The following is a 22,455-nucleotide window of genomic DNA, read 5'->3' as shown; positions in this document are numbered from 1 at the left end:
ATACAATGGTAGACTTTAAGGTCGTACTGTCAGACCCGAAAACCGGTCTTTCGTACAAAATAGATGCAGCGGGTGCAGCAGCAGGTGCTCTTCTTGGAAAGAAGATCGGCACAGAAGTTGACGGCGCTCCGTTCGGCATGAGCGGCTATAAGATCACAATCACCGGCGGATCCGACAAGACCGGAACTCCTGCACGCCCGGATCTTCCAGGTAACGGCAGAAGAGGTCTTCTGATCTCTGATGGATTCGGCTTCAATGCAACCCACAACGGTGAGAGAAGAAGAAAGAGCCAGCGCGGAAACGAGATCGCTGCCGACTTCGTTCAGGTTAATGCAAAAATTACCGTTTACGGTGAAAAACCGGTTACCGAGATTTTTGCTGCAGCAGCAGAATAAATCTCAATATCTTTTTTATTCTTCGATTCTTTTGATGAGGTCGGCTTTGTATGGTCCGTAGGGGACGCGATATTTTTTTGCAAGGAGTATGACTGCCGCCTCTGGCCCAATCAGATTGTCGAAATGTTTTCGGATGCGTTCCATCTCGCCGGCGATGTCTTTCTTTTCGATCCTGGCCGTTTCGGCGATGTTGTCTAGGAGTTTTTCCAAGGTATCGATCGTCTGACTTTCATCGATGACGAATATCTCGTCTGTCGGGCGAAACCCGAGCGGAATTTTCACTTCGCGGAGGTCGTCACGAAGCGCGTAGTCTCCAGTGTTTTCTTTTTTGATGAGTCCGGTTTTTTCCGCGATGGAAATCAGTTTTTTTGCCTTGTCCAGACTCATCCATTTTTTATCCTGCGTGTAGTAGAAGATCAGATCAACCTGACGGAGATGATCGGCATTTCTGTGTCGAAAAGGGGCGGCGACTGCGGTCTCGCGTTCAGTCATGCAAAAAGCTCCTGAATGATCTGCTTTATATCAAGGGCAGATACGCCGGGTATCGCCGGGGATTTTGTCACGTAGACTTCCGTGAATGGTCCTTTGTCGATGCCTTTGACGAGGAATTTCTGTTCGTTCTTTGGGACATTACCGCTGGATTTGAGGATCGTGTCGGTGAGGATTATCTGGAAATCGGCCTCGTCCGTGACGTCTTCGAGGTGTGAGGTTTTACGGATCCGTTCAAACCCGAGCCGGTCGTGGGCAATAGATACCGAGATCTCCCGTTTCACCGGCCCGGCCGCGGTTCGGAAATTGTCCTGCCGGTCGGCAAGTTTCGTCATTCCCTGGAGGTATATGGAAAAGGGCTGATAAACGTCAAACATCAGATCGCATGTGTGGGGAAAGAGATATGATACGCGTCGCATACCAGAGTATTCGTTATCCGAATACATGAAGCTGTCTTAAAGAAAAGAAAAAAAATATATTTTTATTCGATCAGGACTGCGTTGATAACGCCATCCTGACCCGGGCGGCTGACGATCTGTGCTTTACCAAGTTCGGTCGTGATGATTGCTCCCTTGGTCATGAGGTTACGACGGACATAGTTCGGGTTTGCTGCATTTTCTGCAACAGAGTTGATCTTGACTTTCTGAACTTTTCCGGTCTTTTTGTCGCTGACGTTTGCAAACTCGCAGCGGAGTGCGCGGACTTTGGTGTTTCCACCGGTTACGCGGATGGTCTTTACACGGGTGGTCCCAATGATGGTATCTGCCGGGGATCTTCCGATCTCGAACCGTTTCTTTCCGCGGGATGCGTGATAGCGACCGCCGGTCGCCTTTCTTACTGATTTACCTTGCCAAAGCATTTTGTTTAATATCTCCTAAATTTGTATCTCTGATTAACGTCCGGGTATCCCGGGCATCAGTCTTTTCCAGAGTCCTATATGTGTTGGTTCTACCGATATTTAAAATCGTTTAGGCAAGGAGGGCGTCGGCAATCTCTTTGACCCCTTCTCCTTTCTTCAGGTTGGTCTTGATGATGAGCATCTCCGGATTGTAGCGTTTGATATCCTGAATCATTCTCTCGACATTGCAGCCGACCGCCTCTGCTAAATCGACTTTGTTTATGATGGCGATCTGACAGTCCCGGAACATCATCGGGTGTTTGTTAACCACATCGTCTCCTTCGGTGGTCGAGATGACGACGATTCGTTTCTCCGCGCCGAGTTTGAAGTCGGTCGGGCAGACCATGTTTCCAACATTTTCGATGAAGACGATATCGACATTGTCAAGATCCATGTGGTCGAGGGCGTGATGGACAAGGTGGGCATCCAGATGGCATTCCTTGCCGGTGTTTGCGTTGAATGCGATTATTCCGGTTTTGATGATCCGCTGGAAATCATCATCGCCGTAAACATCTCCGGCAATTGCTGCCGAGACTTTGCCTCTTGATTTGAGTTCAGGCACGATCTTTTCGATTAATGAGGTCTTTCCTGATCCGATCGCCCCGAGAAGATCGAATGCCCGAACGTTGTGGGCTTTGAAGTGCTCCGCATTGTGCTCTGCCAGACGGTTGTTTGCGCCGTATATTTCGGCTTCCATGTGAACATCCACGTGATGCATACAATACTATTGTGGTTTTTCATGTTTATAGATACGCATATTTTCTTGAGTGTGAGTGAGTCACACGATATTGGAATTTAGTATGTGATTTGGAAGCCCTCCGGTTGGTATATGGGTTCGGACAATCTCTCAGGCACGAAAGCCATTTTGGCTTTCACATCATATACTAGTACTAATGGCAATTCGTTTTCTTTACCCGTGCTATTTTGATGCCTCTCTAACCAGAAGCGAGGGAAGGCGTGTAGCAATGAGTCTGGCTGTTTCCGCTCCGAATATGGCTATGATCTCCCGCGCTGCAAAAGTATGCGGAGTCTCTGTTCTCGATGAGGAACGCGATGCCCATCATCCGGCGCAGTGGTATAAGGCCGGCGGACGTATTCGCGTGGAGTATGCCGGATCCAAAGAAGATCTTCTGAGAAGCGTCGCCGGAAAACTCGGCGGGAAGTAAGCATGTACGATTTCCACTGTCATACAACGATGAGCGACGGCGAACTGATCCCGACCGAACTGATCCGCCGGATGGCAGTTGCCGGATATACGGAGATGGCGATTGCCGATCATGCGGATTTCTCCAATGTGGAATTGCTTATACAGTCTCAGGAAAAAGTAAAGCGGTCTGCAGCATTGTATGGAGTAAGGCTTTTTACCGGTGTCGAGATCACGCACGTACCTCCGGCCGAGATCGCCGACCTTGCGAAGTATGCCAGATCTCTCGGTGCGGAAGTTGTGATCGTCCACGGTGAAACGATCACGGAGCCGGTTGCTCCCGGGACAAATCTGGCGGCAGTGACCTGTCCCGATGTGGATATTCTGGCTCACCCTGGAATGATCTCCGAGGAAGAGGCTTTGCTTGCAGCAAAGAACGGTGTGTTTCTGGAGATCACGTCAAGGAACGGGCACAATAAGGCAAATGGCCACGTTCTTGCGTCTGCGCGCCGCGCGGGAGCCGGTGTTGTGGTTCAGTCGGACATTCACGGCCCGGATGATATAATTAACGAAAAAATGCGCGGTCTGGTCGCTCGAGGGGCAGGTATGAGCGAAGACGAGGCAGAAATGGTTCTTTCCCTCACTTCCGCAGAGATTCTTTCTCTCTAATTTATATTTTAGTATTGTGGGGAATGTATTTATAGTACTTCTTACGCATTATATTATGCATAAATACTCTGTGGTTTGCATTCCACGGGTTTGCTTGACTCTCTATTTGTAGTCATCGAGGTTTGATTTGTGAAATTTGCAGGGAATGTTGTATCCCGTCTTGGGCGACGGTTGCTGATTGTTGAAAGTGATGCTGGTCAGCTTCCTCCGCTTTATACGGAGGTTGCAGATGAACAAAGCAGATCAGTTGGTAAAATTGTTGACCTCTACGGGAGCGTTTCAAGACCGTATCTGACTGTGTTATGCAGCACCGATTCGTCTGCCGGTGTACATGCAGGAGACAAACTGTATGTCATCCCCGAAACCAGGCCTGAAAAACCCAGAAAAACTTCACCTCACAAATATGGCCGCGATATGCGCGCAAATCGGCGTTAATCCGTAGATTAAAAGGATCTTATAATCATGGAAACTGAAATTGAAAAACTGAAACAGCTACGAGCAGATAGAGAAAAAATGAAACAGCGTCAGGAAACGACGCTTGTTACGAGGGAAAAGGAGAAGCAGGGTGGAAACGATGCGACGGCGACGGTCTGTCCGGAGTGCGGGAGCAAGCAGCTCGTTCATGATTATGAGCGTGCAGAGCTTGTCTGTCAGCACTGCGGTCTTGTTTTAGATGACGATTTCATTGACCGCGGGCCGGAATGGCGTGCATTTGATCATGATCAGCGGATGAAGAGATCGCGTGTCGGCGCACCAATGACCTTTACGATCCATGATAAAGGTCTTTCCACCATGATCGACTGGAGAAACCGTGATAGTTACGGGCGTGCGATCTCGTCGAAGAATCGGGCTCAGTTATATCGTCTGAGAAAATGGCAGCGTCGTATCAGAGTTTCCAATGCGACAGAGCGTAACCTGGCATTCGCACTTTCTGAACTTGATCGAATGGCCTCCGCTCTTGGTCTTCCGCGAAATGTTCGCGAGACCGCAGCAGTCGTTTACCGTGACGCCGTCGATAAGAATCTGATTCGCGGAAGAAGTATTGAGGGCGTTGCAGCCGCTGCGTTGTATGCTGCCTGCCGTCAGTGTAATGTTCCAAGAACGCTCGACGAGATCGCTGAAGTGTCCCGTGTTTCCAGAAAAGAGATCGGCAGGACTTACCGGTTCATCTCCCGTGAACTTGGATTGAAACTTCTCCCGACTTCCCCTGGCGACTATGTTCCAAGGTTCTGCTCAGGTCTCGGTCTGAAAGGTGAGGTCCAGTCTCGTGCAATGGAGATTTTAAAACAGGCTGGCGAGCGTGAACTTACGAGCGGACGGGGTCCGACCGGCGTTGCAGCCGCTGCGATCTACATCTCCTCGATTCTTTCAGGAGAACGCAGGACCCAGCGCGAAGTTGCCGATGTGGCCGGCGTAACGGAAGTTACGATCCGTAACAGATACAAGGAACTGGCTGAACAACTGGATATCGAGATTATCTTATAATCTCCTGAATATTTTTTCTCACCGAACTTTACAGGTGACGATACCATAGAGTTAATATGGATTTTATCCTATAGATTAGAGATATTTCCGGGCTCGTATATCAGGGGTAGATAGCTACGTTCGCAACGTAGATGCCGCGGGTTCAAATCCCGCCGGGTCCACTCGGTTTTTCCACGTAATTTTTCATAATATTCGTCTCGGTCTATTTTCATCCCATATCTTCCCTCAAAAAATATTTGTGTTGTAGATTTCAGAAAATACTTATTTTCGGTTTTTGATTTGTGCGTACAATAAAACTGGAATAAAACGAGCGGTTACGCTGGATAAAAAAGGGTTAGATATTTACGGTTGACGCAAGTGCCCATGACGGGAGATCGAGCGTGATGCCGAATGCCCACAAAACAATCGTGAAGACGAAGATGGTGAATACCGCAATACCTATCAGATTGAGGAACCATCCGGCTGTGACCATGTCTTTCATCTCCACATATTCCGTACCAAAGGCGATCGCATTCGGCGGGGTTGCTACCGGAAGCATGAATGCAAGAGATGAACAGACCGCCGCGGTCATCATAAGAACCAGCGGGTTCATAGAGAGAGAAATCGCCGTAACTGCAAGAATAGGCATCATAACCGAAGCAATGGCCGTGTTTGAGGTGAGTTCTGTTAGGAACGTCACTAAAATTGCTATTGCAAGGACAATGAGAAGAACCGGAACTCCGTTTAATACTTCCAGATATCCAACAATCGTCTGGGCCAGACCGCTTTTGATGAATGCAGCTGAAAGACACATACCTCCGCCGAAGAGAAGAAGAATGCCCCAGGGAATACGAACTGCCCACTGCCAGTTCATCGTGTACTCCTGTTTTTTCCAACTTATCGGGAGGAAGAACAGCAGAAGGGCGCCGAAAATGGCAATCGTTGAGTCATTGATACTCGGAATAAGGACATCGAGACCTGGGAGAGTGAAGGCCCCGAAATCTTTGCTTTTTGCAAAGATCCAGCAGAATGCCGTCAGGATAAATACGAAGAGGGTATTTTTCTCACCGCGGGACATCGGCCCCAACTCTTTGACCTCTTTATCCAAAGCCTCTTTTGCATTGGTGAGCACATTTGGCATCTTCTTATAGGCGACTCTGGTGAGCCAGAGCCAGATGATCAGGATCATTACGATAACGAACGGAACACCAAACTCCATCCAGGTAAAGAAGTCGATCGGCGTGCTCTCCGGGAAAATGAGCGCCATCTGTGCGCTTAGAATGCCGTTTGCCGGGGTTCCGATCAGAGTTCCAATGCCTCCAACTCCGGCTGCATAGGCGACGGCGAGAACAAGGCAGCCGGCAAATGCTTTATGGGGTGGCTCCATCTCGGAAAATACTTTTGTCGGGAGGACCGTTGCGACAATCGCGATCGCGATTGGAATCATCATCATCGCGGTGGCGGTATTCGACATCCACATCGAAAGAAATGCCGTCGCGATCATAAATCCGAGGATGAGGCGCCTTGGACTTGTTCCCGTGATATTGATTATTTTTAATGCAATCCTTTTATGGAGTCCCCATCTCTGCATCGACATGGCAATAATAAAACCGCCGAGGAAGAGGAAAATAACCTTATCCGCATATGGGACCGCCGCTTCGGTCGGGGTGAGAATTCCCAGAAGAGGAAATGCAACCAATGGTATGAGGGCCGTTGCCTCAATTGGAATCGGCTGGGTAATCCAAAAAATGGCCATCATAACGGTTACGGCGGCTGCGAGGCGCGCTTCAACCGGTAGAACGGCAGGATCAATTGGGGCAAACAACAGAATAAGAAATGCTGCCAAACCCAGTATTAACCCATAACCTTTTTTCATAACGTATTTTATTGAGCAGGGGATGTAATGAGCGTTACTATTTTTCATGCACGTTTTTTCGCGATTTCCTGACGCGATGTTTAATCACCTTGCACATCTAATAATACACCACATTCTACCGCCGGATTAATACCGGATATTAAAGGGTTGTATATACAATGGCAGAGGAACATTCCCAGCACGAAATCGAAAAGGATGAAGCAAGAAAGCGATATGAGTTCAAAAAATCACTGGAACGACTGGAGGAGAAAGAGGGGTCGGGAACAGAACTGATCTCTCTCTATATCCCCCCGGATAAGCAGATATATGATGTAACTGCCCAGCTTCGCGATGAATATGGTCAGTGCGCGAACATCAAAAGCAAACAGACACGGTCAAATGTTCAGAGCGCTCTCTCTTCAATTCTTGCACGCCTGAAATACTTCAAAACACCCCCGGAAAACGGCATGGCGATTTTCTGCGGAGCAATCAACGTGGGCGGCGACAAAACCGATCTGGAGTCCATCATCGTCGAACCTCCGGAGGTCATCCAGACTTACAGTTACCGGTGCAGTTCTACCTTCGAACTTGAACCTCTTAAGGCGATGCTCGATGACAAATATGTATATGGGCTTTTAGTCATCGACCGTCGCGAAGCCTACTGGGGTTTCCTTCGAGGAACGCACATTGAGCCGATCAACGGAACCAACTCCACCGTTCCCGGAAAACAAAGGAAAGGTGGTCAGTCCAGTGTCCGTTTCGAACGCCTCAGACTGATTGCGATCCATGATTTCTACAGCAAAGTCGGCGAACGTGCTTCGGCGGCGTTCCTTGCCGAGCCCAACTTCTTTGAAAAGTTCAAGGGAGTTTTGATCGGCGGTCCGATGCCGACCAAAGAGGAGTTCGCCTCCGGCGATTTCCTTCACCACGAAGTCAAGAAACGGATCATCGGTCTCTTTGATGCATCCTACACCAATGAATTCGGTCTGCGCGAACTGGTGGACAATGCCCAGGATGCTCTTCGCGGTGTCGGAATAATGGACGAAAAAGCAGAAATGTCCAGATTCTTCAAAGAACTCATCAAAGAGAACGGGGCGGCTGCTTACGGAGAAGACAGTGTTCGGCTCAATCTGGAGGCAGGTGCGGTCGACACGCTCCTCCTCTCAGAAAAACTGAGAAAGGCACGGCTCACCATCAAATGCGGGAACTGTGACTACGAAGAAATCAAAACCATGCAGATCGAAGCTGGGAAAAAGTTCAAAGATCTGCCGTTCGGCCGCTGTCCGAAGTGTCAGTCCTCACTCTTCCTTGAAAAGGAAGCCGATATCATCGATGAACTGACCGAGCTTGCCGATGCGTCAAACACCAGAGTAGAGATCATTTCAGAAGATTTCGAGGAAGGAGCCATGCTTTACTCCGCATTCGGCGGGATTGCAGCCGTCCTTCGATATCCAACGGGGATGTAACATGTATCGAGAATATATTCAGAAAACAATCGATCTGCTTCGCGAAGCAACAGGTCTTGAAGATGTCATGATCACCGACGGAGGAGATCATGCGGATCTTGCCTCGACCGTTTCATTTGCGCTTGCAAAAACGCAGAGAAAGAATCCTGCCGTGATTGCCGGAGAACTCGTTGCCGTGCTTTCGGCAAAACCCGAGGCAAAAGGTATCGAGATTTCTGCGAAAGGACCGTATATCAACTTCATCTTCGGCGGAGACTACGTCGCCGAATCCGTTCATGCGGCACGTAGAGAAGACTACGGAACTCTTCCAGCGAGAACCGACAAAGTCATCATCGAACACACCAGTGCAAATCCGAACGGACCCCTGCATGTTGGCCACATCAGAAATACCGTTATCGGCGATACACTCGTTCGTGCATTCCGGAAAGCAGGCTACCCGGTCGAAGCACAATATTATTTGAACGACATGGGTCGTCAGATCGCGATCGTTGCATGGGGTGTCCAAAATCTCCATTACGACCGGATCCCCGGAGAAAAAGGCGATGAATATATTGTTCGCCATTATGTCGAGGCAAACAAAATCGCCAAGGCAAAGCCCGAGATCGAACCCGAGTTCGATCTGCTGATGGAAAAAATCGAAGCCGGCGACCCCGAGACCGTGAAACTTTTCCACGACTCGGTCGACATCTGCGCTGACGGGATCAAGGAGACCTTGTCTTCGATGAACGTCGTCCATGATAAATTCGTGCGTGAGACAACATTCCTTTGGAACGGCTCGATGCAGGATGTCCTCAACAGAATTGAAAAACTGCCGATCGTACATCACGAAGGACAGATGATGTATCTCGATCTTTCCGACGAAGGATTTGGAAACAGATACGTTCTTCGGCGAAGCAACGGGACCTCGGTGTATGCAGCGCGTGATCTTGCATTCCATCTCTGGAAAAATGCTCAGTGCGATAGAAGCATCGACGTTCTCGGCGCCGACCACAAACTGATCGGGGCTCAGTTGCAGACAACGCTGAAACTTATCGGCGAGCGTCCCCCGGAAATCGTTCACTTTGAGTTTGTCTCTCTTCCGGAAGGTTCCATGACGACCCGTGGTGGTGTTTTCATCACGGCCGACGAGCTAATTGCTGAGACGAAGAAGCGTGCGATGGAGGAAGTCACCGTCCGCCGGCCGGAACTTGGCGAAGACGAGCGTGAAAAAATCGCCAAAGCCGTCGCCGTTGGAGCGGTCCGCTACGATATCGTGAAGGTTTCTGCGGAAAAGTCGACCGTCTTCGACTGGAAGGAAGCTCTCGATTTCGAACGTCAGAGTGCTCCGTATATCCAGTATGCCCATGCAAGGGCATGCTCGATCATGGAGAAAGCGAAGGCCGAAGGCGGGTTTGCCGAGTGTTATGAATATTCGGATCCCTATGAACTCGCTCTGGCAAAACACATCGCCCGGTTCCCGTATGTTCTCGAAAAAGTTGTATGCGAACTTCGCCCGCATCTTCTCGCAACCTACGTTCGCGATCTTGCGGATCTTTTCAACTCCTTCTACCGGTTTGCCCCGGTTCTCAAAGCGGAAGGAAACGTTCGGGATGCACGGCTCACCCTTGTCGATGCCTGCAGAAATACCCTTTATCAGGCCCTCGGCGTCCTCGGCATCGAGGCTCTGGAAAGTATGTAATATCAGGCATTAGGCCTGATTTCTTTCTTTTTTACCCCGATAGAATCTATTATCTCCTCATCCGTGTTAGTATCATTTATGTCAAAAACGAAAGCGGACGATGCGGTAAAACTCCTTGAGCAGCTTGCTCAGGTCGTAAAAGAAGGTGATAACGATGTCAGAGAAGTCAGGATCGCGAAACTTTCCGATGCCGTTTCTGCAGCCGGTTCATTTAATGTTCCGGAGAAACGTGATGCAGAAGCTTTAATCAAAATTCGCGACTGGCAAAAGCTCAAAAAATATCTGGAAGAGATTTAAATCCCTGCTGCAAGTTCCAGAACTCTTCTCACTTTTTTATCGGTGATCTCTTTTTTTGCTGCAAGTCTCAGATGACCGAATGTATTGATGTTGTACTCTTCGCTGCAGACTGAACAGTCCTCCTCCGAAATCGATGCAAAATGGCATGCCTCCCTCATCAGAAGCAGCAGAGCAGGGAGGCCGCCTGAAACTCCTGTCCTGATAATGATGCCTTCCCGCATGCACTTTTCAGCGAGGCGGTCGAGTGACGGGTTGTACATGCCGGCAATAAGGATGGTCTGGTCAAGCTCCTCAATTGGGACCTGTAAAACCGCCTCAACGGTCTCTCCTGCCTCATATCCTTCAATGCCGAGCGGGATCTGGACTATGACGTTGCTTCTGATGCCCGTCATTTGGACGCTCGATCCTCTGGATAATGGAATGGCCGGATACCGGTCTCCGATTTTTGCGGCAGCATAGAGGCTGAACTCATCGAGGCCGCCGTCTGAAGAGACTGCCGAACCGAGAACAACTGGTATTGTTCTCTTTTCGGGTCCGGCCCATCCCCAGCTTTCAAGAAGTTCGGCAACAAGTACTCTCAGAACGGTCTGGGCCGCCAGCGGATATCCAGGGAGTCCGAAGACCGGTTTTTTATTTACAATCCCGAACATCGCTGGTCTCGCCGGTTTCATGGAAAGACCGTGGAAAAGCAGTTTGCCCATGTCGGCAATCACGGATGCAGTGAAATCTTTTGTTCCGGTGGATGATCCTGCCGAGACGATGACGATATCACAGTCATCAACGGCTTTTTCCAATGCTCCGTGGATCAGAACGCGATTGTCCATGACTGGAGGATATCTGATTACGTCGACGCCGAACTGGCGGAGATATGCTTCAGCCATTATCGTATTGCTTTCAACGACTTGTCCGGGTGCGGGGTGTATTCCCGGTGCAATCAGCTCAGATCCGGTTGGGATGATTCCAATACAGATCCGTTTCACTTTGACGGACGTTATTCCGTATGCAGCGATTGCGCCGATATTGAACGGCCTGATCTTTATTCCTGCCGGGAGAATGAGCTGATTTTTCTGAATGTCTTCTCCCGGCGGCCGGATATAAGATCCGGGATTAACGCTTTTGCGTATGACGATTTCTTTCGGGTTTTCACCTTCGAACCAGGCATCTTCAACCTTAACGACCGCGTCAAATCCTGCTTTCACTACATTGCCGGTGTTGACGCGTTCAAAGTGGGTAAGAGTGATAGGCGTCTGGTCACAGGCTGCTGATGTTTCTTTCGAGATGATGGTAAATCCATCCATTGCTGCCGTCGGCACTTCGGGAACGGCGTACTTCGCATACAGAGATTCGGCGAGAATATGCCCGCAGGCTTCAAGGAGAGTGACCTCTCTCGACCCGACGACTTTCGGCGTCTTTCGAACAATCTCCACTGCTTCTTTTAGGCTGATCTGATCCAGATAACGTTTTACCATACAAATACCTCCACAATGTCTCCTTTCTCATATCCGTCCCTTCCCGCCGGAACTCTGATGTATCCGTCGCTTCGAACAAGCGTATTCAGCAGACCGGATTTTCCAAGGACAGGTTCCACTTCCCCGTTTTGGTTGAGTTTGACTCTGACCAGATCCTCTCTTCCTTTTTCCGAGGGGAAACTTATTGCAAGCGGGGCTTTGATCATTCGTGTCTTCTCTGAAGCTTCGGTCATTTTTGCGAGAAGAGGGCCGGCAAAAAGGGTGGTGATCATGTAGGTCGAGGCGGGGTGGCCCGGAAGACCGAGGATTGGGACTTCGTTGATGCTTCCGATGATCGTTGGTTTTCCCGGAGCAACCGATACGCCGTGAACAAGAACTTTCCCAAGTTTTTCGATAACTTTTGTGGTAACGTCCCGTTCATCTTTCGAACTGCCTCCGGAGAGAATCACGAGATCACATTCGGCAGCCGCTTTGGATAGTACCGGCGTTAACGCCTCTGCCTCATCCCTGATGATTCCGTAAAATACGGGGTCGGCACCCCGTTCGATCATGAACGCTCTGATGAGTGTGGTGTTTGTGTCCCGTATCTGCCCGACTGCAGGGGTTTGTGAGGGCAAAACCAGTTCATTCCCTGTTGATATGATCCCAACACGCGGACGTTTTCTGACCCTGACCGGATCGTATCCGAAGGATGCGAGAACCCCTGCTGTTTGTGCCGTAATTTTTTGACCGGCCGCAAATACCATCTCCCCTTTTGAAAAATCCTCGTTGTATTTGAGCACATCAAGCCCCGGGTTCACCGATGCTTTGATCAGCAGCGTATCTCCAAGCAGCTCCGTATTTTCCTGCATGATCACCGAATCGGCCCCGGCAGGCATCAGCCCTCCTGTTGGAATATATTTTGCTTCTTTCTCCCCTATTGACCCGGAGGTATTTTCGCCCATGGCAATTTTGCCCGTCATTTTCAGAAGTTTTGGTTTGTTTTCACCTGCTCCAAGCGTATCTGCAGAGCGGACTGCATATCCGTCTTTGATGGAGCGGTCAAATCCTGGAATGTCTTCTGGAGATGTTATTGATTCTGCGAGAATTCGCCCGCAGGCATTTTCCAGTGCGACGTCTTCTGTTTGGAGAGGTTTTGCTAAGGACAGGAGTGTTTTTTCCGCCTCTTCAACGGATACAAGTTTCAAAAATCTCATGCGCTCCCCCCGAAATTCGGTTTGATTATTGCGTTGTATTCACTCTTCATTCATATGGAGTGGTTTTTCCAAACGCTTAATGTTAGCGTAAGGCGCCTGCTGCCAGAGGTGTTTTGTCTCGGAGATCATCGAAAAACTTGACGAGAATTATCTATCATGATTAATCATGTTAAAAAGAATGATTGATATACTGGTTCCTGCCTAATGAGTATGATCACATCACATTGGGTTTTTCGACTGAATTGTGAAGGGGTAGAATTATGGTTACATTCAGTCCAGCGCAGGTATGCGTGAAAATTGGAACCGCTGGCAAATCCAAGGCCAGTCTTCCTGCATTAAATATGCTTGTACGTGCATTTCTTGCGGGCGCCTATGTTGCAATGGGTGCTACGCTTGCAACAGTCAGTTCCACTGACGTAACGGCCTATTTCGGGCCGGGTATTGCTCAATTTGTTGTTGGTGCTGTATTCCCGGTCGGGTTGATGCTCGTCGTCTTTACCGGGGCTGAGCTTTTTACCGGCGATGCGATGTTTGCTCCGATGTCGATTCTTCAGGGATATATCGGCATTCGAAAGCTCATCTATCTGTGGAGCATCGTCTACATTGGCAATCTTATTGGGTCTGTATTCATGGCATTTCTTGTCAGTTACGGTCCCTACACTTCATGGGATTCTGCCGGTGTTGTGACGGTAACGGCGTTTGGCCTTCGTGCGATCCAGATAGGTTCCGCCAAAGTTGCCTACACCGGGACGATGGGTTTGTTTTCCTGTTTCCTGAAAGGTATCCTTTGTAACTGGCTTGTCTGTCTTGCTCTGTTTCTGGGGCTTGCCGCTGATGATGTGATATCGAAGATAGCCGCTCTTTGGTTTCCGATTATGGCGTTTGCTGCTTCGGGATTCGAGCACTGTATCGCAAACATGTTCTTCATCCCGGCCGCCATCATTACCAATGGCTTTACCGGAAATATTGTTGTGAATTTGAACTGGGTGGGTATGTGGACAAACAACATCATCTAGGTTACTCTTGGTAATATCGTAGGTGCAGTAATTTTCATGGCGATCGCCTATTATTATTGTTACAAAATGGAGATATGTGCGTTGTGCGAAACTGCGTAAGATATGGGGTGTAGAACCCATCTCCTGCCTCCAATTTTTTTTGGTTTCAGTTTATCTTTGACTTGGGAATCTCGTTTTTGAAATTATTTTTGTAACCTGCATCCGTCCTTATTCTCGAGGATATTTTTTGTTCTCTGGTGCTGATATTTTTAAACGCTGAATGTTGGCATATAATAATGAAAAACCCTGATTTTGCTCATCGAAAATCCGCGCCCGTGATGTTGATGGAGGTTTCGTTGATCGGTGAGTTTCTTGTAGGGTCAAAACGGGATTTTATGGGGTGATATTGATCTAATTGCTGTTAATTTGATATATTATTGTATAATCTACTGTGGGATGCCAATGGTAATGGTCATATCACCTTCATTGTTCACTGCTCTTTTCCGCGCATTCGAGAAATTTTCTCAGGTTAAATCTATTTTGTTAACATTTTGGATAACTTTATATTTGTGAATTAACCATCTCGGAAAATCTTCGTTCTGGTTTATCATGAATCTTCATGTCAATTGGTATGATTTAAATAGAAACTACTCCAATCAGAAAATAACGCAACCCGGTTAGGTATTTCCTGATCGGATTGTGAGGTGTTTATTTATGGTCACATTCAGTCCGGCGCAGGTATGCGTCAAAATTGGAGCGGCCGGCAAAACAAAATGCAACCTTCCGGCATTTAACATGCTGGTTCGTGCATTCCTTGCTGGTGCATATATTGCAATGGGTGCTGCCCTTGCAACAGTTGGATCAACCGGAGTCTCCGCAGTATTCGGTGCAGGTATCAGCCAGTTTGTTACTGGTGCACTTTTCCCGATCGGTTTAATTATCATCGTTTTAACCGGTGCAGAACTCTTTACCGGCGACGCAATGTTTGCCCCAATGGCAGTCCTTCAGGGTCATGTCGGCATTGGCAGACTCGTCTATCTCTGGGTTGTTGTTTATATCGGTAACCTTATTGGATCTATCTTCATGGCATTCATGGCCAGCTACGGCCCATACACGTCCTGGAGCGCAGCAGGTGTTGCAACCGTAACCGCCTTTGGTCTTTGTGCAATCGCAATCGGAACCGCAAAAGTCTCCTATACTGGAGCAATGGGCATTCTCTCCTGCTTCCTGAAAGCTATCCTTTGTAACTGGCTCGTCTGTCTGGCACTCTTCCTCGGCCTCGCAGCAGATGATGTAATCGGCAAGATTGTTGCAATCTGGTTCCCGATCATGGCTTTCGTTGCCTCCGGATATGAACACTGTGTTGCTAACATGTACTTCATCCCAGCCGCCATCATTACAAACGGCTTCACCGGAAACACTGTGGACAACCTGAACTGGGTTGGTATGTGGACGAACAACATTATCTGGGCTACCCTTGGTAACATCGTTGGTGCCGTCATCTTCATGGCCATCGTCTACTACTACTGCTACAAGTCAGAAATCTGTGCACTCTGTGAAACAAAATAAGATAAGCCCGGCGTAGGAAATACGCCTCTTATCTAAAACCATCTCTTTCTTTTTTCTGCATTGCAAGACATGCATCTATTTAACCTAAGAAATATCACTATCACTAAAGACCGGTGTCTCTCATGAAAATAAAAGGCGTAAAACTCAGCTTAGCCCCCATGCATTATATTGTGGTGATATTTTTCATCGCACTTTTTGTCTGGTCATTCTTTGCAACCGGGGACGGTATGTTTCTCTACTGGGGAATTCCGCTCTCGCTCTGTTTGCTTGCGATTCCTCTGATAAATAGCTACAGCGTTGGCAGACAGTATGTGAAGCTCCTCCCGGAATATGAAGCTGAATCGAAACCCTGCAGAATTAAACAGCTTGGCCCTGTGATGGAGGGTAAGGCTGTACGTGTCGAAGGTGTCGTTCAGGCGGTAAAAGGGAAATTCATCAACCGTCCGGGCTATAAAATCTTTGACGGATCCGGAACCATTGTTGCACAACGTTCGACTCCTCTTGATATCAGTATTCGCGTGGGAGACAATATTCAGGTTGTGGGTATGGTCGTAAGGAGATTTGCCTTTGCAGGAGATTATGTCGTCCATGCAATCGGCGTGAAAAAAGTTGATACTCTGACCCCGCTTGAAATGGACGAGGCACTTGTCTCTTCAGACACCGTGAAAATCAAAAAATATAATTAACGCCCTTTTTCACACATTTTTTATCAGGAACCAATAGTATTAATCCTTTGAGTGCAGACTCATTGTTATGTTACATGAAGTGGTTGTGTACTCGCTTTCAGGTTGTCCTCACTGTAAAGCATTGAAAACATTCCTTGATAACCAGAATATAACGTACACCAATATCGATGTAGGCGAAGATGAAAAAGCCGCTGCTGAAATGATAAAGATCTCCGGCCAGAGGGGGGTTCCGGTCACGGTCATCGACGGCGAAAAAATCGTTATTGGCGATGATTTGAAAAAAGTCATGGAGTATCTTGACGCTCCGGTTGCGGTAAAAAAGACTCCGGATGTTTCTGCAGATCATGATCTCGTAGTGATCGGTGCCGGAGCCGGCGGTCTGTCTGCAGCCATGTACGGCGCCCGAAAAGGCATCGATATGGTCGTGATCACCGGTGCTATTGGAGGAATGGTGAATCAGAGTTATGTTGTTGAAAACTATCCCGGCATCCCTGATATATCCGGTGCTGATCTGATGAAAAAAATCTATGATCATACGGTAAATTCAGGTGGGATTTTCGTTGAGGATGTTGTGACCGGCATTTCCAAAGCCGGGGATGTTTTTTCCATTGACACGCTTAACGGAGCCCATTATACTGCAAAAGCCGTCATAGCGGCCACTGGAAGGTCTCCACGTCTCTCCGGAGCGAAAGGCGAAACAGACTATCTCGGAAAAGGCGTTGCGATCTGTACGACCTGTGACGGGCCGTTGTACAAAAATAAAGTGGTCGGGATCCTTGGGGGGGGTAACACGGCAGTTGATATGGCGATCGAACTGAGCGATATTGCATCAAAAATCCATCTGATCGTCCGCAGTAAGCTGAAAGCCGACAAGGTTCTGATCGACCGGCTCAAAACGAAGAAGAACATTGTTCTGCACAAAGGATATACTATCGAAGAATTTGGCGGCGGTCAGTTTCTGGAATATGTGATTTTGAAAAAACAGGGCGGGATCACCAGCCTCCTTGGAAAAGGTGAAGAAAAGATCCCTGTCGACGGCGTCTTCCTTGGGATCGGTCTTGATCCAAACACCTCCATCTTTGAGGGTCTTGGAGTAACAATGAATCCAAATAAAGAGATCATCGTCGATATCGACTGCAATACGAATGTTCCCGGATTCTATGCGGCCGGAGATGCGACCTCCATCAAAGCCAAGCAGATCGCATCATCCGTTGGTGAAGGAGTAAAGGCTCTTCTTTCAGCATATGATTACCTGAAAAGGTAACTCTCTTTTTTTCAAAATATAGTCCGTCTCTGGATCTGAGATAACTCTCTCAGAATCGGATCATTGAAAACATTCAGATAAAAAAGATTGGCTGAGAATATTTCTCAGATATGCGGCGTTACTCGTAAAGCTCGGACTCGTCGATCTTAGTATAAGATACGAGTTCGGCAGGAGTAAAGTGAATGCCGATCTCACGGGCTGCACTCTCGGGAGAGTCTGCTGCATGAATGACATTTTTGCCGATGGACAGAGCATAATCGCCGCGGATGGTACCGGGGTTAGCTTCTGTCGGGTTGGTTGCACCGTTCATTTTCCGAACTGTTGCAACAACATTGTCACCTTCGAGGACAAAGCGGAATACCGGTCCACTCGTAATGTATGCTTTCATACCCGGGTAGAAGGGTTTTGCGAGGTGTTCCTCGTAGTGCTTGTCGACAATGGATTCTGCAAGAACACCGAATTTACCGGCAACGATCTTGAATCCCTTGTTTTCAAAGCGGGAGAGAATCTCACCGACGAGACCGCGCTGAACACCGTCGGGTTTGATCATCACAAAGGTGCGTTCCATAAATTAAATCACTCCTTACCGCGTGCCTTGCGACCTGCTGCGGTCCAGGCTACACGTCTGGGAATTCTGCCGAGATTATAATTGCTCTGGCATTTTGATGAGCAGAAATAGAAGACTGCGCCATCTTTTCTCACAAAGAGCTTACCGGTTCCGGGCTCAAGCTGCTTTCCGCAGTAGCTGCAGGTATATGTATCTACCATGCTTTTTACCTCCGGGAAAGTTTCTTTGCTTCGCGTTCCGTTTCAAGGAGCATCAGAATGTCACCCTCACGGATAGGTCCGAAAGTGTTACGGGTAATGATACGCCCCTTGTTTGAGCCATCAAGGACACGGCATTTGATCTGGGATGCCTCTCCGTGCATTCCGGTAAGGCCGATGACCTCAATAACTTCTGCTGGCGTTGCATCATCAGGCATGGAATTATCCTCTCAGTGCCTTGATCTGACCGGCAAGATCTCCTACGAGCTCTTTGCCTTTGCCGACTTTAACGATTGCTACTGCAGTACATCCGACGTCAAGACCGCATGCGGCTCCGATGTCTGCCTGCTTGTTGATGAAAACGAACGGAATTTCCTTCTCGTCTGCAAGTCCGGGGATGTGCATGACGATTTCTTCAGGTGCAACGTCTGCGCCGATTAAGACGAGAGCTGCAATTCCACGCTCGACGGCCTTGGTTGCCTCGTTTGCGCCTTTCTTAATCTTTCCGGTGTCACGTGCAAGCTCAAGCGCTTCAAGTGCTTTGTTCTGAAGTTCTTCGGGGACTTCAAACTTCTGGTAAATCTTTGCCATAATTACTCACTTCACTCGAGAGGTTTTACCCTCTGTCATCGCTCATCAGCGGTCATACTGGTAGGTACAAAACAGTCTCAGAATAAATCCTGAGTAGTTCCCCCCGTACGGGGTAACCGTTGCTGGCGTAACTATATTTATGGGTCTGAATTTGAGATAAAGATATGGATGAACGTCATTGGATAACGTTCATCGCTGATAGCGAAATTCTCTCCTCACCTTTTGACGGACGTAAGGCTGCGGCAAGGTTCCGGAACCAAAAAATTTCATTTTGATCTTAGTTAGCCATTTTAACCTTTATTCTGCCGGAAAATGATTTTCATGGTGGGATGTTTCTTTTTCAGCGAACGGAAATCTATGATCTTTCATCCCGCGTCCCGCGCTGAGGATTCGTAAACCCGAAGAGAGGTGTTTTATCTGATTTGATATACGTCTACGCCGTCAGATGAGAATACGTTTACGAGATCTTCCAGCGGGAGATTGATCGTATACATCTCCTGCTCTACTTCGCCGACGAACAGATACGTTGCTCCGTATTTTTTCATCAGGGAAATCGTTTTGGTTGGATCCTCATAGATGGCACGTACATCCGCCATCCGTGTGGATACATCTTCTGTTTCGTCCATCCCCGTTCTCCATCCGACTTCATGACCGGTCCATCCGATGATCGTGGATAAACCAGTCATTGCCGAAACCCGGGACCCGTACGTATATGATGTTCCCTCTGCTTCGACAACGATGATCGAGGGGTCGTTGAGAGTCTGCAGATATTCTATTCCCTGATAGTCCGCCGGATGCGATACGTCAAGCCAGGCTTCTCCATCCAGATTCCCTCCCGGATAACCCAGATTGATACCTCCGACAACAAATATTCCGGCAAGACAGACAAATACTACGCATGCCGCGGCCCATGCCTTCGTGGAATTTACCGTTGAACCACGGTTTCTCAGCCATTTGCCGATAATCAGCATTGATGAGATCCCAAGGAAGAACCACGCACAAAATCCGAACTTGAAAACGGTATTCATTCGGTAATATGTGTCCCCCATGTAGTCTTTGAGGTAAAAGATTTCAAGAAACACCAGAATGGCAAGTCCTATCACACCGAAGATGGTCTCCGGCAGCCATTCTTTCTTTGCAAGGAGCAGGATTATACAGAACAGGGCAACTCCCAGCGATGCGTAGCCCAAAAGTCCGAATATTATCGGCAGTGCGATCAGCCAGGGATATTTTTTCAGGACCGTGAATCCGGAGATAACGAAAACCACGAGGAAAAACAGATACACTCCAAGGAATTCGATGATTGGAGACGGTGTTGTTACAAGGAAAAATCCCTCTATGCTTGATCCGCCTGTTGTGACCATCAGATATAAAAATGGTGCATAGGATAGAAGCGAAAGCACTGGTACAAGGAGAAACGGCAGAAGTTTGCGAATCTGATGACGGTCGAATCTCCACCAGACCATAAACGCGACGATGACATATACGCCTGCATAGATTATCACATCCCACGAGTTCATGGTGGGCATTGTGCCTAGAGACAGGGCGAGAAGACCGATCAGAAGATACTTGCCCCAGCCTTTCAGATACTGCCATCTTGTTATCATCACCGCCAGAAGACAGATAAACAGGAGCTGATTAAAACAGGCAAGAAGATGTGCATGGGGATCGCCCCATAAAAAGGAGAAGAGCGGGTATTCATTGATGGTTGTCCCATCGCCGATCACCCGGGTTGATGCCCACCATGCATCAATGGGCCCTTTGCCCGTGAATGCATGCCAAACCAGAGCTGCGTTTGGTATGACCAAAACAAGCATCGGGATCCATTGATGGCGTTTGAGAAGCAGAACGCCGATCGCATAGGCGGAAACCGCGGCCAAAGCAAACACGGTAGGGAGCATCAGATTGAACACGACGGAACTTGTTCCCATAGCGAGGATCCCTAAAACACCCATCATCCAGTGTCCGAGATAATAATAGATATTGAGGGTTTCCCCTGCAAACCAGGGATCAAACGGCGTGACCGTCGGGTTAAGCATTATGCTTCCGAGAAATGCTGCGTCCATGAATTTTTCGCCGGAAGGGATGATTCCCGGAGAAAACCAACGAACGATCAGAAGTAATGCGAACGCAGCAAGGAAAATCATGTCCCAGCGGACCATACTTTTCAGATCAGTCAGTTCATACTGTTTTTTGTAGAAAGCAACCCCTCCAAGCAAAGCGAAAAGAATCAAAACAAGCTGGACCGGTAGTCCTGCGAGACCAAGATACCATGATACGATCGTGAGAAGAAGGATGCCGACCGGGTATGCAAGTCCGTAAGAGATTTGGCCGAGTGCTGGTTTGAGATATGGATAGATGGTAATCTGGCAGAATTTAATGATGATGAGCCAGAGAATGACTGTAAGTATCTGGGATTCGATTGAGATCATTGAGTGTCGGATTCCATGCGGAATATTCTATAATTAGTTCTGCCGTCTCCGATAAATAATGCTAGCATCGAAAGAATCCTTTTGTTTCCTATATTAATCAGAGGTATTTAATCCTGAATCTGATGTTTGGATGCACAATCAAACAGCATAAATCACTGTTTCGCAGGGCCACCACGGATACGGCGAGTACTGCCGCAGGTAGAGCGTATACTCTTCATCATATTTCTTAATGAGTTTGGGGATTTCCCAGAGATCGTCCGGTTTATGATACACGCATATAGCGAGTTTTGGATGCTCCGAAGTGATATGATTTTTTGCCCCTTCAAGTGCATCCCGCTCATAACCTTCGATATCCATTTTTATGAATGAAACGGGTTCTAAGATATCCTCATCCAAAGAAACCATCGGAATGGCGGTAGATCCAGTGTCGCTTATGTATGAATCCTCGCTCTCTGCCGCATTGAAACAGGCAGTTCCATTCTCTTTACCGATGCAGCAGTTTCTGAAAACGATCTTGTCGAGAACATCTTTTTGCCATTTGGAAAAATAATCGACTGCGATAGCATAATTTTTCGGGTCAGGCTCATAGAAATATGTCCTGGAAAAATCATTGACGCTGTTGATGAACATCTCCGTAACATCTCCGCGATATCCCCCGCAATTGACAAATACCTCGTGATCGTTCAGCGCTACGATTTTTTTATCGAAATATTGTTTGAAGGCGAAGTCTCCCTCCCGATGATAGGTGATTATATCTTCTGTTAACCGGTATTGGAGCATAGAGATCAGTGTCCGTTGTGATTTGTCATCTGCGAGCTGATCGTAGAGTTCCCGGTACTCCTTCTCGTGAGTAAAGAGCCCATCGCGTGATTCCTGCCAGAATGTCTTCAGGGGGGTGTCAACAAATCTTCGGTCCATGCGGTACTTCGTCACAAGCGGGGCGCAGAGGAAGGTCATCATTTTTTGAGCGTAGGGGTTTTTAGGAAACTGGATATCACGTATCTGTTCTTCAAGAAGCGAAGAGTTTTTTGTTTTTTTCACGGCCGGATGTATACAGCTGTAAAACTCGTCTATCGTCATATCTTTAGAAAACATGTATCACACACCTTTCCTGTATTGTATAATTTGGAGCA

At 48.1% G+C, this 22,455-nt stretch carries 24 protein-coding genes and 1 tRNA gene; 12 read left to right on the top strand and 13 right to left on the bottom strand.

Annotated elements, in window-relative coordinates:
* Positions 1-5: 5 nt before the first annotated feature.
* Positions 6-395, top strand: coding sequence for a 30S ribosomal protein S6e (locus tag MLAB_RS08045; RefSeq protein WP_011833886.1), 390 nt, complete (start codon positions 6-8; stop codon positions 393-395).
* A 15-nt stretch (positions 396-410) separates the two neighbouring features.
* On the opposite strand, the gene MLAB_RS08040 is transcribed toward MLAB_RS08045, so the two are convergent.
* The 4 genes from MLAB_RS08040 to hypB all read right to left on the bottom strand — a co-directional run bounded on the left by MLAB_RS08040 (position 411) and on the right by hypB (position 2,500).
* A complete protein-coding gene (locus tag MLAB_RS08040; protein WP_011833885.1) occupies positions 411-887 on the bottom strand; it encodes a DUF2240 family protein in 477 nt (158 codons plus the stop codon).
* Positions 884-1,219, bottom strand: coding sequence for a hypothetical protein (locus tag MLAB_RS08035; protein ID WP_143702795.1), 336 nt, complete (start codon positions 1,217-1,219; stop codon positions 884-886). The genes MLAB_RS08040 and MLAB_RS08035 overlap by 4 nt, the downstream gene beginning before the upstream one ends.
* 146 nt (positions 1,220-1,365) lie before the next feature.
* Positions 1,366-1,743 carry a 30S ribosomal protein S8e gene (locus MLAB_RS08030; protein WP_011833883.1) on the bottom strand — a complete coding sequence of 126 codons (378 nt, stop codon included), beginning with the start codon at positions 1,741-1,743 and terminating at the stop codon, positions 1,366-1,368.
* 109 nt (positions 1,744-1,852) lie between these two features.
* The gene (gene hypB / locus MLAB_RS08025) at positions 1,853-2,500 is read right to left on the bottom strand and encodes a hydrogenase nickel incorporation protein HypB (protein ID WP_011833882.1); all 648 of its coding nucleotides are present in this window, start codon (positions 2,498-2,500) and stop codon (positions 1,853-1,855) included.
* 175 nt (positions 2,501-2,675) lie between these two features.
* On the opposite strand from hypB, the gene MLAB_RS08020 reads away from it, so the two are divergent.
* The 4 genes from MLAB_RS08020 (at position 2,676) to MLAB_RS08000 (ending at position 5,241) form a co-directional block, all read left to right on the top strand.
* Positions 2,676-2,948, top strand: a complete 273-nt coding sequence (locus MLAB_RS08020; protein ID WP_011833881.1) for a signal recognition particle subunit SRP19/SEC65 family protein — start codon at positions 2,676-2,678, stop codon at positions 2,946-2,948.
* Positions 2,949-2,950: 2 nt separating this feature from the next.
* Complete coding sequence (locus MLAB_RS08015; protein WP_011833880.1) at positions 2,951-3,595, top strand: histidinol phosphate phosphatase domain-containing protein; 645 nt, start codon at positions 2,951-2,953, stop codon at positions 3,593-3,595.
* 462 nt (positions 3,596-4,057) lie between these two features.
* Positions 4,058-5,080 (top strand): transcription initiation factor IIB, encoded by a 1,023-nt coding sequence (locus tag MLAB_RS08005; RefSeq protein WP_011833878.1) that lies wholly within the window; start codon positions 4,058-4,060, stop codon positions 5,078-5,080.
* A gap of 89 nt (positions 5,081-5,169) precedes the next feature.
* A tRNA-Ala gene (locus MLAB_RS08000) sits at positions 5,170-5,241 on the top strand.
* 173 nt (positions 5,242-5,414) lie between these two features.
* Here MLAB_RS08000 and MLAB_RS07995 read toward each other — a convergent pair.
* Positions 5,415-6,935 carry an SLC13 family permease gene (locus MLAB_RS07995; protein ID WP_048062115.1) on the bottom strand — a complete coding sequence of 507 codons (1,521 nt, stop codon included), beginning with the start codon at positions 6,933-6,935 and terminating at the stop codon, positions 5,415-5,417.
* 158 nt (positions 6,936-7,093) lie between these two features.
* Here MLAB_RS07995 and prf1 point away from each other — a divergent pair, with 158 nt between their 5' ends.
* The 3 genes from prf1 (at position 7,094) to MLAB_RS07980 (ending at position 10,355) form a co-directional block, all read left to right on the top strand.
* Positions 7,094-8,380, top strand: a complete 1,287-nt coding sequence (gene prf1 / locus MLAB_RS07990) for a peptide chain release factor aRF-1 (RefSeq protein ID WP_011833876.1) — start codon at positions 7,094-7,096, stop codon at positions 8,378-8,380.
* 1 nt (position 8,381) lies between these two features.
* Complete coding sequence (gene argS / locus MLAB_RS07985) at positions 8,382-10,058, top strand: arginine--tRNA ligase (RefSeq protein ID WP_011833875.1); 1,677 nt, start codon at positions 8,382-8,384, stop codon at positions 10,056-10,058.
* 78 nt (positions 10,059-10,136) lie between these two features.
* Entirely contained in the window at positions 10,137-10,355 is a 219-nt protein-coding gene (locus MLAB_RS07980; RefSeq protein WP_011833874.1) for a hypothetical protein, read from the top strand.
* On the opposite strand, the gene MLAB_RS07975 is transcribed toward MLAB_RS07980, so the two are convergent.
* Both MLAB_RS07975 and MLAB_RS07970 read right to left on the bottom strand, forming a co-directional pair.
* Positions 10,352-11,824 carry a molybdenum cofactor synthesis domain-containing protein gene (locus MLAB_RS07975; RefSeq protein WP_011833873.1) on the bottom strand — a complete coding sequence of 491 codons (1,473 nt, stop codon included), beginning with the start codon at positions 11,822-11,824 and terminating at the stop codon, positions 10,352-10,354. The genes MLAB_RS07980 and MLAB_RS07975 overlap by 4 nt on opposite strands.
* Entirely contained in the window at positions 11,818-13,020 is a 1,203-nt protein-coding gene (locus tag MLAB_RS07970; RefSeq protein WP_011833872.1) for a molybdopterin molybdotransferase MoeA, read from the bottom strand. Before MLAB_RS07970 ends, MLAB_RS07975 begins: the two co-directional genes overlap by 7 nt.
* Positions 13,021-13,280: 260 nt before the next feature.
* On the opposite strand from MLAB_RS07970, the gene MLAB_RS07965 reads away from it, so the two are divergent.
* The 4 genes from MLAB_RS07965 (at position 13,281) to MLAB_RS07950 (ending at position 17,534) form a co-directional block, all read left to right on the top strand.
* A complete protein-coding gene (locus tag MLAB_RS07965) occupies positions 13,281-14,036 on the top strand; it encodes a formate/nitrite transporter family protein (protein WP_011833871.1) in 756 nt (251 codons plus the stop codon).
* A 693-nt stretch (positions 14,037-14,729) separates the two neighbouring features.
* The gene (locus MLAB_RS07960) at positions 14,730-15,584 is read left to right on the top strand and encodes a formate/nitrite transporter family protein (RefSeq protein ID WP_011833870.1); all 855 of its coding nucleotides are present in this window, start codon (positions 14,730-14,732) and stop codon (positions 15,582-15,584) included.
* A 122-nt stretch (positions 15,585-15,706) separates the two neighbouring features.
* Positions 15,707-16,270 (top strand): hypothetical protein, encoded by a 564-nt coding sequence (locus tag MLAB_RS07955; RefSeq protein ID WP_011833869.1) that lies wholly within the window; start codon positions 15,707-15,709, stop codon positions 16,268-16,270.
* Positions 16,271-16,337: 67 nt separating this feature from the next.
* The gene (locus MLAB_RS07950; RefSeq protein WP_011833868.1) at positions 16,338-17,534 is read left to right on the top strand and encodes an FAD-dependent oxidoreductase; all 1,197 of its coding nucleotides are present in this window, start codon (positions 16,338-16,340) and stop codon (positions 17,532-17,534) included.
* A 118-nt stretch (positions 17,535-17,652) separates the two neighbouring features.
* Here the strand turns inward: MLAB_RS07950 and ndk are convergent, their stop codons facing one another.
* The 6 genes from ndk to MLAB_RS09455 form a co-directional block, all read right to left on the bottom strand.
* The gene (ndk, locus tag MLAB_RS07945; protein WP_011833867.1) at positions 17,653-18,102 is read right to left on the bottom strand and encodes a nucleoside-diphosphate kinase; all 450 of its coding nucleotides are present in this window, start codon (positions 18,100-18,102) and stop codon (positions 17,653-17,655) included.
* An 8-nt stretch (positions 18,103-18,110) separates the two neighbouring features.
* On the bottom strand, positions 18,111-18,302 hold the full coding sequence (locus MLAB_RS09650) for a 50S ribosomal protein L24e (protein WP_011833866.1): 192 nt from the start codon (positions 18,300-18,302) through the stop codon (positions 18,111-18,113).
* Between the two features lie 5 nt (positions 18,303-18,307).
* Positions 18,308-18,517: a 30S ribosomal protein S28e gene (locus tag MLAB_RS07940; protein ID WP_011833865.1), complete on the bottom strand. Its 210-nt coding sequence runs from the start codon at positions 18,515-18,517 to the stop codon at positions 18,308-18,310.
* Positions 18,518-18,521: 4 nt separating this feature from the next.
* Positions 18,522-18,890 carry a 50S ribosomal protein L7Ae gene (gene rpl7ae, locus MLAB_RS07935; RefSeq protein WP_011833864.1) on the bottom strand — a complete coding sequence of 123 codons (369 nt, stop codon included), beginning with the start codon at positions 18,888-18,890 and terminating at the stop codon, positions 18,522-18,524.
* A 413-nt stretch (positions 18,891-19,303) separates the two neighbouring features.
* Positions 19,304-21,322, bottom strand: a complete 2,019-nt coding sequence (locus MLAB_RS07930; protein ID WP_011833863.1) for a DUF2298 domain-containing protein — start codon at positions 21,320-21,322, stop codon at positions 19,304-19,306.
* Positions 21,323-21,460: 138 nt separating this feature from the next.
* A complete protein-coding gene (locus MLAB_RS09455; RefSeq protein WP_011833862.1) occupies positions 21,461-22,417 on the bottom strand; it encodes an FkbM family methyltransferase in 957 nt (318 codons plus the stop codon).
* Positions 22,418-22,455 lie beyond the last annotated feature (38 nt).

Origin of the sequence: Methanocorpusculum labreanum Z, from assembly GCF_000015765.1 — an archaeon.
Classification (GTDB): Archaea; Halobacteriota; Methanomicrobia; order Methanomicrobiales; family Methanocorpusculaceae; genus Methanocorpusculum; species Methanocorpusculum labreanum.
Note: the sequence above shows the minus strand (reverse complement) of the source record. Positions and strands in the feature narration are given on the sequence as shown.